Raw genomic sequence first — 12,765 nt, 5'->3', positions numbered from 1 at the left:
CGTGTAGGAGCTGACGAGTGCAACGAGGTTGCGATCTTTTGAATCCCAAGCGAAAGATCAAAAGATCGCAGGCTTCGCCAGCGCCTACAGAGCCAAGCCAATGGCCGCCGCTGCCGCGCTTAGAAAATGAACTTGAACAGCGCGATCACCACGATCAGGCCTATCAGGAAAATGATACCTACGGTGCCGCCAAGGAATTTCAACATAAGAACGCTCTCATCGGATGGGCTTAATCGTCTAGACCGCTACCGATAACGCTCGTTTCGTTGAATATTCATTCGTGGTGATCAATGAACCGCAAAGGACCTTGGCACTGGCACATGCTCGAATTTTGAGATGGTCTTGATCCAGTAGCGCCGATAGTCCGTCTGGTCCGGCGCCAAGGGTTTGTGGGTTGACCATGGATGCTCTGCCTTCAGGCTTGCGCGGTAAGCCTCCCATTCTTTCTGCTCGGCCACTTCCCTGGCTTTGGCCCTGTCATCGAACCAACCCAGGACGTACGCTTCGCCCTGATCCGTGCCGTGTGCAATCAGCAAATAAATCTCTGTCATGACTGACCTACCGTTCTGTCCAGCGTCCCAGTCGCGGGGGCTTATCCTGGGTATCGGCCGTTATTTGCCATTTTTGAGATTTATCGCAGAAAAACGCTGCGTCCAAAGGTGTGCCTCACGAAATTGATGAACTGTCGAACAATCACTTTGACTGGCGAGCGCTTCAACGGTGGTTTTACGCAGATCGGTGCCTTCATCCACGATCCAGACGCCCGGTTCCCGGTCGCGCAAGGCCATTTCACCGAAGCGGGTGGAGATGACGGGCAGGCCGAGGGCGCGGTACTCGTAATACTTGATCGGGTCCACCGAGGCGGTCAGGCGGTTGAGCTTGAACGGGATCAAACCCACGGAAAACGTTGCCATGGCCTCAATTGCCTTGGCGTGGGGACACTCGGGGAGCAACTCGATGTTGGCAGGCAGTGCGCAAGGCGGCGGTGTGAAGAGGGGGCCGATCAGGCGGATCCGGTTTCCAGGATTAGCGTGCGCCAGCGCGATGACCAGGTCCCAATCGAACCAACGTCCCAGCGTGCCGACGTAGCCGAGTACCCGTTGCTTGGCACCCAGGTCCAGGTTTTCGACTGGCGCCAGTTCGTGCATGTCGCAGGCATTGAGGGCCAGTTCTACTTGGTCGGTCATGCCCAGGAGTCTGTCGCAAAGGGGGGTGGAGGACGCCAGTACTTTGGATACCCGTCGAATGAGCTGCGCCTGGCGACGCTCCATGGACCTGCGCGACAGGCCCTGATAAAAGGCCGGGAAATCATCCATCGCATCGTAGACGGCATGGCTTTGCGGGATCAGCGCCAGCAGCTGCAAGGCCAGTTCGGAAGGCTTGCCGACACACATCATGCACGGGCTGCCGGCGGAAAATGCCGCAGCCTGTTTGAACAGGTTGCGCCACAGTCGCTTGAGGAGCATTGCCGAGCCTGGAATGGGCTCGATGGGTAAGCTCTGGGGTTTGCAGACCTGCAACCAAGGGGGAACGGTGGCGTTTTGCTGGTCGGCAACAGGCGGCTTGCGCCTGAAATCGTTCAGCGTGGGTAAGCGCGTAGGGTACGGATCGATCCAGAGTACCGGCGCCCCCGTCTGGTTGTGATACCAGTTGACGAAGTGATGGGGGCGCTGGCTGAAGCTGGCCCATGGCATGGGGGACAGGTAGATCATTCTCATGGCTGGAAATACTGCCGTAAAACGTCGACGATGCGCGCTGTGGCCTTGCCGTCGCCGTAGGGGGAAATCCCACGTGCCATGCCCTGATAAGCCTGCGGGTCATCGAGCAGACGCTGTGCCCGTTCGACGATGGCGTCCCGGTTGGCGCCGACCAGCTTGACCACGCCGAGGTGGACCGCCTCCGGGCGTTCGGTTTCCTCGCGCAGAACCAGCACGGGTTTGCCCAGGGCCGGGGCTTCTTCCTGCACGCCCCCGGAGTCGCTGATGATCAGGTACGAGCGCTTCATTGCCGCGATAAACGGAGCGTAATCCAGTGGCGCGCAGAGGATGATGTTCGGAGTCTGGCCGAGCAATTGATGCGCGACATCCTTGACGTTCGGATTGGGGTGTACGGGGTAAAGTATCTGGATGTCCGGGTTTCGTTCGGCCAGGCGCTTGAGTGCATGGCAGATATTCTGGAAGGGTTCGCCGAAGTTTTCCCGACGATGGGAGGTCACCAGCACCAGGCGCTTGTTGGCGTCCAGTTGGATGGCCAAGGCTGAGTCTTGTGCGGCAGTCATCAGCAAGGCATCGATCACGGTATTGCCAGTCAGGGTGATATCGGTGGCGGCGACACCCTCGCGCAGCAGGTTATCCACCGCGTGCTGGGTGGGTGCGAAATGCCAGCGAGTCAGCTTGCTGACGATCACCCGGTTGGCTTCTTCGGGGAATGGATTGTAGAGGTCTCCGGTACGCAGGCCCGCTTCGACATGGCCAAAGGGAATCCGTAGGTAGAAACACGCCAGTGCAGCACTCATGGCCGTGGTCGTGTCGCCTTGAGCCAGTACGACATCCGGTCTCTCGGCTTGCAGTACGCCGTCGAGTTCAAGCAGCAGGCGTGAGGTCAGTGCCGTCAATGACTGGTTGGGGCGCATGATGTCCAGGTCCAGGTCAGCGGTGATTGCGAAACCTTCAAGCACCTGGTCCAGCAGGCCTCGGTGCTGGGCGGTGGCGAGCACCCGGCAAACGATATGTTTTTCGGCCTGGAGCGCCTTGATCACGGGCGCCATCTTGATGGCCTCCGGACGCGTACCGACGATGCAGAGTACCTTGCGGGTCATGCCTTGTGATTTCCTATCATTGTGACGAGTGAGCGTGCTATCCGGTCCGCGTTGGCCATGATGGTCAGCGTGTGGGATTTCTCGGTAAGGCTGGGCAGACAGGCACCGTCGACAATATGCACACCGCAAAGGCCTGCGACTTCGCCAAGGCGGTCGGTCTGCCCGATCCTGGGCGTCGAGTGCATGGGCAGGGTTGCCGCATAATGGATATCCGCCCCCGGTCTGCCGATGGTGAAACTCGTGGGCATCAACAGCGCGCCCATTCTCCAGTAGATTCGACGCAGCTTTATCTCGGCGGTCTTCATGAGCCCGGGGAGCTCGGGATGCACGTGGCCGTTGATGCTCAACGATCCGTCGGGACGCAAGACCGCCGTGTTGTTGGACAGGTGGCCGGGAAGGAAGATATTTCCCACGAGGCAAGCGCTGAGCAGGTTTTTCAGCAGTTCGATGCTGTAGCGTTTGCTCATGGGGACCCGGCTGACAAACTCGGCCATCGGCAAGCCTGTGGTGCTGAACGTCGAACCGAAAGCCGTTGCGTTGGACGTCAGCGCCAGGGCGAACGATAGCTGGCCCAGGCCAAATGTCGGCGCCCTTGGGGTCCCGAGCATTCTCGGCAGCCATAACAGGAAGGCTGCCGTCGGCGATGACAGCAGCGGTACTGGGGCCCAATGGTTCAGGCCCTTGAGGGCGAGCCTGGTCGAGGCCAGGGTGCCCGCTGCCAGCAGCAGGCGCGTGGCGCAGAAGCGGCGGGCGGAGCGCTGATCGGTGACCGCCCAGGCACCGTCCTGTTGCTGCAGATCTTCCACCAAAAAGTCCTGGACGTGCTGGAACCCAGGGTATTGCTTGAGTTTTTGCAGCTCTTGCGACGCGCTATACAGCGCCTGGTTCTGACAGCCCCACAAGCAGTTTCCAGACAGGTCGCAGGCCTTGCGCTCGTCCAGGGGCTGGCTCAGGACAGCCACCCTGGAGCGGCCAAGGCGAAACCCTGGTTCGGGAAAGCTCGGGTGGCGCTGGGTATACTGATCGAGCAGGCGTTGATGCAGTGTGTCCAGTGGCAGGGGCGGTTGCGACCACTCATCGAGGCCGAAGTAGCTTGAGAGGTCGTCATCGATCCGGCCACTGATACCGATCCGGCGAGCGACCGTTTCGTAGGACGCCAGCATCTCGGAATAATCGACAGGCAGCCCGGTAAAGTCGCTGGCGCCGAGCGTCGCCACGCCGCAACCCCAGGCATTGGAGAGGCCACCGGTTGCCAGAGAGCCTATGCCGACAAAGTTGTCGGTCTCGATGCGATTGCGGGCGCTGAACCCCTCGAAGACATGGGCATGGGTCGGCGTTTTCAGCTTGGGCGATACCGCGTCCAGTTGGTTCAAGGCATGGAAGTTTTCGCCGATCATCCATTTCCACTGATGCTCGTCGTTTGCCCTGGCGCTGAGAAATGGACGCGTCGGCGGCGTCGCCGAGCCTGCATCGGCCTGGGCATCGACCATGAGGACTTTCAGACCCGCCTTGACCAGCGGATAGGCCGCCGAAGTGCCGGCCGGGCCACTGCCGACAATGATCACATCGAATTCAGGCTTCACGGTGGGCTTCACTTCCAAGCAACAGCTGACGGGTAAAGGGGCGGCCTAACAGAGCCGCTATCTGCCACATCAACGCCTTGACCGAGGTGAGTCCCAGTGCAATCAGCGTGGCGAAAAGGCTGCACGGTCGTTGGGCTGCGAGAAACACCTGCGCGCCCTGGGGACTGGCTTCGGCGATACCGAGTGCAACTTGAAGGCGCCAGGACAGTTCCCGGCCCTCGGGCTGGTGCAGGACACCGGGATTGTCCAGGAGTGTCAGGAGGATCGGCCAGCGCATCATCACGCGAGAATGGATGATGGGGCGGTTTCTATCCGCCCGCTCCAATGCCCGGGCGTAGCGCCTGACCAGGCTTCTTTGCGGCGGGCGTTTGAGCAGGTAGTTCAAGAGGATCGCGGCTTCTTGAAGAAGTCCTCGACGTTGCCCATGGCCGGAGCGATGCATGCCGTGGGCAAGGGGACGCAACTGGATACCGAGTTTTTGCAGGGAACGCGCGCTGTCCATGGGCGGTAGGTGGATGAGGGAAAAAACCCGTTCCAGGCCCAGTTTGGAGCTCAAGGATTGTCCGAGTGACAGGCGCAATAGCCTAAGCAATGCCACCGGCAGAGGGATTGGCAGGCGAGTGGCACGAACCCGGTGTACCGCAATCGACTTCAGGAAGCGACCAAAGGCAATCGGCTGCACGGCGCCCAGATTGAGGATCTCGGCGTGAATGTCGTCCCGCTCGACGATGGCTAAGATCGAGGCCGCGAGATCGTCGACATGAATGGGTTGCACGCAAGGCGCTGGCATGATGATCGGAATAAACGGGCTTCGGCGAACCAGCCCTGTTAGCAAACCAAAGAGCCCGCGTTCGGGGCCGCCATACACTTGGCCGGGACGGACCACGATCCCGCCGGCGGCCAGTACCTCTTGCTCGATACGCCATTTTGTCCGGCCATAAGCGCTAGAGGCCGTGGCGTCGGCAGTCTGGCTGGAGACGAAGATAAACCTGGCCGAGCCTTGTTGGGCGCAACGAATCAATGCCTGGGCCGCCTTTACTTCGTCGTCTGCGCCGGTGTGAACACCTGTCGAAGTGTCGGCGGCCAAATGGATCAGTGCCTGCGTGCCGGTCGGGCACTCGGGGGCTGGGCCTCGCAGGTCATAAGGAAGCCAGGCATAGGGGGCGGGACACGGTTGGCGCGTGGCGCAAATGACCTCGTGTCCGCTTGCCGTCGCGAGGGCTGACAAGCGTTGTCCGATGTAACCTGTCGCGCCGGTAATCAGTAGCGTCATCGTCATGCGCCTTCGGTACGGTCAGCGGGAGCAGGCGGGCGCGTATCGGATCGAAAGACGAACAGCTTGCTGATCCAGTAAGTCAGCACCACGCAGGCCACATCGGAGACAAATTTCACCGGGGCAGGGCTATTGACGAAATACAGTCCCGCGCTCAATAGCGCCGAAGCGAGCGGAATATTGATGGCAAGCAACGAGAAGTAGCGCACCGCTTGAGCCTTGCTGCTGCGGTGACTCGACTGGAATGTGAAGTGCCGATGCAAAAAGAACGCGAACACACCAGCGACACCTTTGCCGGCAATATTGGCCAGTACGGGGTGATCCTGGAATAGCGTCATCAATAGCACAAAGGTACCCATGTCCAACGCATAAGCCATGAGCTGGATGGCGCCGTACCTGATAAAGGTCAAGACTTCCTCCGGATGACCACGATGTGATGCAGTGCCAATACCTTTCTCAACGGATACAGCAGCTTTTCAACGACCTTGAGCACAGGAATCAGCACATCAGGCAACAACTGGCGAAAGTTCAAGCCGCCGGAAATCAGGTAGCGCAGATAATTGCCGCAGATTTCCTGGTGGACGATTTCCAAGCCTGGGTGCTTGCGCTCGAACGTCTGCCTGTCGCGAACGAAGACGATGTAGCTGAGGGCCTGGTTGGCGCCGTTCATAGGGCCGGTCGATGGTGTTTCCCAGGATGGGAAGTGCATGTCGAAGCCTTCGGACTTGAACAGACGCTTATAGAGAAAAGCGGCAAAGGGGCCGTGGAAGGGTTCGATCAAAATGGCACCGCCGCCGGTCTTGAGTGTTCTTTCCAGCTCTGTGAAGAACCGATCGGGATGAGGGAAGTGGTGAAAACAGTTCTGGCCATAAAAGGCCCTGACCGAGTGATCATCCAGGCTCATTGCCTCGGCATTGAGTGCCATGTCCAGTTTCTCGGTAGCGACAATGTCCGTAGCCAATACTTCAGGGTACGAATTACGCATGGGCGCGATGCCCGCCCCCAACTCCACCTCAAGACCCTCGACCTTGAAGTAGCGGTCTGCCAGGCGATGAAACGCGTAGTGGAACTCGACGAATACTTCCTGAAGCATTCGCTTGCGTTCAAGCACTTTGCCATGAAGTTCGAGGCGTTCAGTGCCATCGACATCCAAAGTCTTGAGCGAGGGGTCCGATAAAAAATCTCTCAGCGCTTTAATGAGTTTTCTTCCTGCAATGACCTTGCTTTACCACGCCTGGATTGCCGTGGCCTACTGGGTACGGAGGCGATGTCATAACCGAGGAACGCCATGATCAGCTGCAACCCCATGAGCATGGGCAGTGCGCTGAGCATCACGGTTCCGGCTGGTGTCGCGATGCCGTTTTGCGCCGATTCAAACCAGTGATAACTGCCGAAGAGGATGCCGAACAAGAACATGAGAATCCCGATCGGCAGTTCGATCGAAGCCAGGGACATGTCGCGCAGATAATAGTTGTAGAGCACGCGCTTGGTGAAATTGCGCAGGTGTTTGAAGAGGAACTCACCCACGATTTTCGAGATATTGAGGTGACTGACTTCGTCGCCGTACCGGGCTTCCATCGGAACATCAACCACGACGGCGCGCACGGTATTCAGGCGAAACAGAATGTCGGTCTCGAAAAAGTAGCGTTGGCTGACCTTGTCCAGAGGTAATAGCCTGGCGACGTCGCGGTGAATCGCGGTGTAGCCGTTGGTGGGATCGAACAGATCCCAGTAACCCGTCGACAGTTTGGCCATCAGCGACAACACGGCGTTGCCGAACAGGCGAATTCGCGGCATCGATTGGACTTCCTCCAGATCGAAAAACCGATTGCCCTTGGTGTAATCGGCTTCCCCCGCCAGGATCGGCTCGATGAACAGCGGGATCAGGGTTGGGTCCATCTGGCCGTCTCCATCGACTTTGACGATGATGCTCGCACCCTCGGCGAGGGCTGCCCGATAGCCAGTCATGACCGCGCCGCCGACACCTTTGTTGACGTCATGAGGCAGCACCTTGACCCGGGGGTCGCTACAGGAGGCCAGGACATGCCCGCCTGAGCCGTCCGGGCAGGCATCATCGATGACGTAGATGCGCCACACCTCCGGTCCGATGGCCTCTATGACACCTACTATATGAGCGGTGACCCGATAGCTGGGGATGACGACGGCGACTCGTTGCTCGTCCGTGAAAAGCGCTGTTTTTGAGTTCATCGATATCGCCAACTATTGCCTGAATGAAAGTGACTTGAACTCCAGGGGAGTGTCGGTATGACCGGACGCAAAAATGATCACGGACGTGGCATTCGCAGGGGCTATGACGTTCATTTCATGGGTCTGCCATTGCGTGGTGCAGTCAAACGTCTCGATGCTGGTGGTGATGAAATTGCCTTGCTCGTCCATCCAGTTGGCCTGGATTCTTCCGGTAGTGGCCGTCGTTGCGCAGCGTGCGGACACGCTGTTGACGTACGTCAGCCCCGGCGTCACTTCGACACGCTGTGTCGCTGGTGTCTTGACATTGACGGTCAGGATCTTGCGCGACGGGTCATAGGTCGAGGGTGAAGTCAGGCTCCAGCCCTCGAGGCTGGACAGCTCTGGGTCGAGCAGGTGTTCGTAGTGGGTGTCGTTGAGTTTGCGCAGGTCCAGGTCACCCAGTCTGGCATACGACGTGGACACGTTGAGCAGCAGGTCCAGTTTCGCTTGGGGAAGGGACTTGAGGTCGATCACCAGCCAGTTCACCTGGCGCTGGTGCAAGCGTTGGGCAAGTTCTGATGGCGAGGCCGCCGCGTCGAATTCGCTTTTCCACTTCAGGTTGTACCACGACGCGTAAAGGGCATCGCCATGCAAACCCGCCATCAAGGGTGACGCAAAGACCGCCACGGGCTGATGCCCGGTGTTCAAAGCGTTGACGGTGTCGACCATGTTTCGGATAGGCAGCCGTTCCAATAGATAGGCATCCCGACCGGCCTTGCTCAGCAGTGCAGAGGGTTTGATTTCGCCATAGTAAGTAGCGGCCTGGATGAAGCGGGTGTTGGTCAGGATCAACAAGGCACCGGCCACGATGGCGAGGCTGCGCGGGAAAATCCTGGCGTCGGAAAAGGGCAGGGCGAGGATCACAGAGAAGAGCGCGAAGGAGGGGAACACATAACGCAGATAGGCCGTTGAGTGGTACGTCATGAACAACGCGCCGGCGCCGACCAGGAGGATGCACAAGGCTTTTCTGTTGCCGCTCAACAGCACGGCGGCGGCGGCCGTGGGCAGCAACAGCCATTGAAAGCCTGCCGCGCCAACTCGCCCCTCGATGAACTGAGGCGAATTGAAGACCATTCGATAGAGGGTGTCCCAGGTCACCCCGGTACCGAAAGCGGCCGGCGGTTCGAAGTTGATGTTCGGCCAGAGCGGCGAATGGAAAATGGCATTGAAAAACGGGAACACGGGGTTGCCGGTCAAGTACCCGGCAGAGACGTAAGGGGTAGCCCCTGCCAGTACCAGGCCGACACTGCCCAGCAGGAGCGTCTTGACGATCCCTTGGATAGCCCAGGCTTTGTAGTGCAGCAAGAGGACCACCAGCAGGACCGGCAGGACGCTCAGGGTCACGGCCTTGGTCGCCATGGCGAAGCCCAGCAGGAGAGCGGCCAGGAGCAATTGTGACAGGCGCTCCCTGGGATCAGGCGTGAAGCTTGAGACTTTCAGGATCGCAAGCGTCGCGGCCATCATGAAGGCGGTCCACGCCGACTCTATGTGGAGGCTGCTGTTTTCAGCGAAGGCGAGGGGCGTCGACAGAAAGATCAGGCTTGCCCAGCGGGCGCTTGTGGCAGAGCCGCCGGCCCAGAGGGTCATGTTGCGGATTTGCCATGCCAGCAGCAAGGTGAATGCGCTGTTGCTCAGGCGCGATGCGGTTTCACCAGCCAGCATATAGACAATGCTGTATATCCAGTCGGCCAGCATGGGCATGACCGCCCACACATAGGTATTTGCATCGAACTTCCATTGGTGCCGTTGGGCCAGGTGGGACGGGACGAAGAGGTGCATGGCCAATGCGTCATGGCCGACCTCCGGCATGAAGGCGACCAACACGTAGAGGCAGGCGAAGCTGCAGATCAGTACGTCGAGCCCCGTCTGGAGGGGTGTTTGCGCTGAGCGGGTGGCCTGGATTTGCCGCAGCAGTTCACGACCTATCGACGTGACGTGTCTGTGGCCCAATACAAGCGGCAACAACAGCAGCGCGCCATACAGCCAGGGGTAGTTGATCGGAAAGTAGGCCGCCAGGCCTATCAGCGTACCGAACGTACCCGCTCCCATCAGCAGGTGAACGCTCCAATCGGTCGAGGCTTTCTGCCTGAGCATCCACCTGCCGAGCACGGTGGCAGACAGCCCGAAGACTGCGACGACAATTACCGGCCAAGTCTGCGCGCAGGCAATGGACAGGCACGTCAGTAAACCCAGGCAAAGAATGATCGGTGGCTTGCCAGTGAATATGGTGAGGGCGGCCAGGCCTGCCACTGACAGCAGAATCGTCCGGGTGCCGCTGTTCATGGACGCTAGCTCAAGCGTCGAAAAACCGTACACGCCGACCACCGCACTCGCCAGTAAAACCAACAACACCACTGCGTATTTCAGGTTGTATCTGGGCAAAATATCGTCTCGGCTGTTCAGCACCTCAGTGCCATGCAAAAGGGGGCTTATATGTCTCGGTACGTGTGCGGGACCCAGGCCCCCCACTTGCTCTCGTAGATCGCCCGGTTCTTTTCGAAAAGTGCCTGTTTTTTTTCGGCACCCAAAGTGTTGAACGAGGCCGACAGGTGGTGATGAACGAAGACGTCTTCGGCGCAGGCAGCGCGCATGCCACGACGCTGCACGCGACGGCAGTAATCGTCATCCTCGAAAAGCCCCAGGCCATATTCTTCGCACAGACCACCGATTTGCTCGTAGGTCGAGCGTGGGAACATCACGCAGAAAAAGGCCAGGGTGTTGATTTCGAACCACTCACCCATGCGAGCGCGGGTCAGTTGCGCGGCTTCGGCGGGCATGTCTTCTATGCGGTCATAGCGGGTGCTGACTTTGGCCTCATTGCCGATGTTATTGGTGATCGGGCCGATGATGCCGATTTCCTTGTTGTCCTGCAGATGACGGATCAAGCCTTTGATCCAGCCGGCGGTGACGACCGTGTCGTTGTTCAGGACAACCAGATAGTCGCCGCTGGCTGCCGCGAGGCCCAGGTTGTTGCCGGCGGCGAATCCTTTGTTGTCCGGGTTGAGGATGACGATCCGGTCTGGATGTCCGTCGGCCCAGGCGGTGAGGTAGGCTGGGGTTTGGTCGCTGGAGTGGTTATCGACGACGATGATTTCAAGGTTCGGGTATTGACCCTGGGTCAAGAGGCTGTCGAGGCAGGCCTTGGTCAGTTCGAGGTTGTTATAGGTCAACACCACGACACTGACTTTAGGTAGGGGCAAGGTCGCGATGGCCTCGCGCAAGCTGGCGGCCCGATGCTGCCAGGTCTGGCCCTGGGCAAACGATTGACGCGCCTCCAGCGTGGAGCCGGGTTCTGGCACTGCGTCCAGGACATCGGCTATGGTCGAGATGAACTCAGTCGGCTCTTCAACCGTCCAGACCAGTTTGCCGAACTGGCTCAACTCCGGCAGTTTCACCGACACCACCGGTTTTCCCGCGCTCAGGTATTCATAGACCTTGACCGGATTGGTGGCGAGGGTCAACGGCATGACCTTGAACGGAAGCAGGCAAACGTCCATGGCATAGAGATAATAAGGCAGGCAGGCATACGGGACCTCGCCCTCCAGGATCACATTCGGGCAGCCCTTGAAGTGTTTTTTTGCCTGGACAGTATCGCTGCCGATCAACAGTATCAGGTGCTGTGGGAAGGATTGGGCGACTTGCTTGACCAAATCCAGATCGAACCATTCGGCAATGACGCCGTAGTAACCGATGATTTTTCTGTTGGCGGGGTCATGGTAGACCTTATCGGGGCGTTGGCTGAAAAAGCTGAACTCGCAGGCGTTGCGAATCACCTCTACGTTGCGGTTTTCCCGCTTGCCGTGTTGTTCGATCCAGTTGGATGTCGCCACCAGCAGATCCGCCCTGCGCATCAGAGCGATTTCAAGGTCGAGCAATTCCTGGGCAACGTTGCCGAAGCCTTCATGGTGATCCATGCAGTCATAGACCAGCGTGGCGTTGGGGATGCGCCTTGCCAGCGGGAACCAGTAGGCGTGCTGGACAATGCAATCCACGGCACCGACGTTCGCCCATTGCAGGAGCATGGCCATACCTTGGCATAACTGGTGGATCGCCGCGGCTGACGGCGGTGCGTGATAAATGACCGGTGCGCCGAGCACCTTGAAACGGATCTGGAACAGCCGATTGGAGCCTTCCAAGGGCTCTACTTCGAAGCCGGAGGCCTCATCGTCGATAAAGTTGTTCGAGATATAGAATGTCGTTTGTCCTGCCCGGGCCAACTCTTTGGCCAGGTTCTGTGGGCGCTGGATGCGGAAGTGCCAGTCAATCACGCCGAACATCAGGATCATGGGCTGCCCGGGGCAAGACGGTATTTCAAGGTTTACGGGCGGTGGCAGGTGTTGCAATGGGATGAAACTTGCTGGCGCTGCAGATTCGCCTGGTGTTGCCTTGCGGCGCTTCAACCAGCTTCGAAGTCGGCGCGCCAGTTTGCTTTTCCGCTGGGCGTCGAGTGGCAGCCAAGCGTAGACCCAGCGCGATAACCGATACAGCTGCTTGCGTATCGAATAACGCAGCGGTGCGCGTTCGATGGCGCTGCTCCAGTCAGAAAGCTTGAGCAGCTCAGCTTGCTTCGTTGCCAGTTGGGCGCGCAAGTCCACGGCCCGATCGGAAAACGCCACGGCCTCGCTTTCTTTTGTCTGGAGTAATGCCTCTGTCTCTTTGAGGCGCTTTTCAGCCGCCCGCAGTTGCTCGCGCAGCAGCCCGGCCTCACCTTCTTGAAGTGACACGCGAGTGCGAAGCGCCTTTGAATCGAGGTTCAGTTGTTTGATAAGCCGATCTCGATTCTCGATTTCCTTGACCAGATGCAAGGCTTCAATGGATCTGGATTGTGTTGAGCGAGTCAGTTG

Annotated in this window: 10 protein-coding genes; all 10 read right to left on the bottom strand. The window is 58.9% G+C overall.

What is annotated here, in order from left to right; genetic code table 11:
* Nucleotides 1-287: 287 nt before the first annotated feature.
* The 10 genes from SGN16_RS18855 to SGN16_RS18810 all read right to left on the bottom strand — a co-directional run bounded on the left by SGN16_RS18855 (nucleotide 288) and on the right by SGN16_RS18810 (nucleotide 12,645).
* A complete protein-coding gene (locus SGN16_RS18855; RefSeq protein WP_210639512.1) occupies nucleotides 288-551 on the bottom strand; it encodes a hypothetical protein in 264 nt (87 codons plus the stop codon).
* A gap of 60 nt (nucleotides 552-611) precedes the next feature.
* The gene (locus SGN16_RS18850; protein ID WP_210639511.1) at nucleotides 612-1,718 is read right to left on the bottom strand and encodes a glycosyl transferase; all 1,107 of its coding nucleotides are present in this window, start codon (nucleotides 1,716-1,718) and stop codon (nucleotides 612-614) included.
* Nucleotides 1,715-2,818: a UDP-N-acetylglucosamine 2-epimerase (non-hydrolyzing) gene (gene wecB, locus SGN16_RS18845; RefSeq protein ID WP_335944365.1), complete on the bottom strand. Its 1,104-nt coding sequence runs from the start codon at nucleotides 2,816-2,818 to the stop codon at nucleotides 1,715-1,717. Before wecB ends, SGN16_RS18850 begins: the two co-directional genes overlap by 4 nt.
* The gene (locus SGN16_RS18840; protein WP_335944364.1) at nucleotides 2,815-4,401 is read right to left on the bottom strand and encodes an FAD-dependent oxidoreductase; all 1,587 of its coding nucleotides are present in this window, start codon (nucleotides 4,399-4,401) and stop codon (nucleotides 2,815-2,817) included. The genes wecB and SGN16_RS18840 overlap by 4 nt, the downstream gene beginning before the upstream one ends.
* Entirely contained in the window at nucleotides 4,391-5,674 is a 1,284-nt protein-coding gene (locus SGN16_RS18835) for an NAD-dependent epimerase/dehydratase family protein (protein ID WP_335944363.1), read from the bottom strand. Before SGN16_RS18835 ends, SGN16_RS18840 begins: the two co-directional genes overlap by 11 nt.
* A gap of 2 nt (nucleotides 5,675-5,676) precedes the next feature.
* Complete coding sequence (locus tag SGN16_RS18830) at nucleotides 5,677-6,084, bottom strand: GtrA family protein (protein WP_210639507.1); 408 nt, start codon at nucleotides 6,082-6,084, stop codon at nucleotides 5,677-5,679.
* The gene (locus SGN16_RS18825) at nucleotides 6,081-6,767 is read right to left on the bottom strand and encodes a methyltransferase domain-containing protein (protein ID WP_246883030.1); all 687 of its coding nucleotides are present in this window, start codon (nucleotides 6,765-6,767) and stop codon (nucleotides 6,081-6,083) included. Before SGN16_RS18825 ends, SGN16_RS18830 begins: the two co-directional genes overlap by 4 nt.
* A 92-nt stretch (nucleotides 6,768-6,859) precedes the next feature.
* A complete protein-coding gene (locus SGN16_RS18820; RefSeq protein WP_335944362.1) occupies nucleotides 6,860-7,882 on the bottom strand; it encodes a glycosyltransferase family 2 protein in 1,023 nt (340 codons plus the stop codon).
* Between the two features lie 12 nt (nucleotides 7,883-7,894).
* Nucleotides 7,895-10,303 carry a phospholipid carrier-dependent glycosyltransferase gene (locus SGN16_RS18815; RefSeq protein WP_335944361.1) on the bottom strand — a complete coding sequence of 803 codons (2,409 nt, stop codon included), beginning with the start codon at nucleotides 10,301-10,303 and terminating at the stop codon, nucleotides 7,895-7,897.
* A 47-nt stretch (nucleotides 10,304-10,350) separates the two neighbouring features.
* Complete coding sequence (locus SGN16_RS18810) at nucleotides 10,351-12,645, bottom strand: glycosyltransferase (RefSeq protein ID WP_335944360.1); 2,295 nt, start codon at nucleotides 12,643-12,645, stop codon at nucleotides 10,351-10,353.
* Nucleotides 12,646-12,765 lie beyond the last annotated feature (120 nt).

The organism is Pseudomonas sp. G166 (genome assembly GCF_037027455.2).
In the GTDB taxonomy this organism is placed as follows: Bacteria; Pseudomonadota; Gammaproteobacteria; order Pseudomonadales; family Pseudomonadaceae; genus Aquipseudomonas.
The sequence above is the reverse complement of the archived record's forward strand: the minus strand, read 5'-3'. Positions and strand labels throughout refer to the sequence as shown.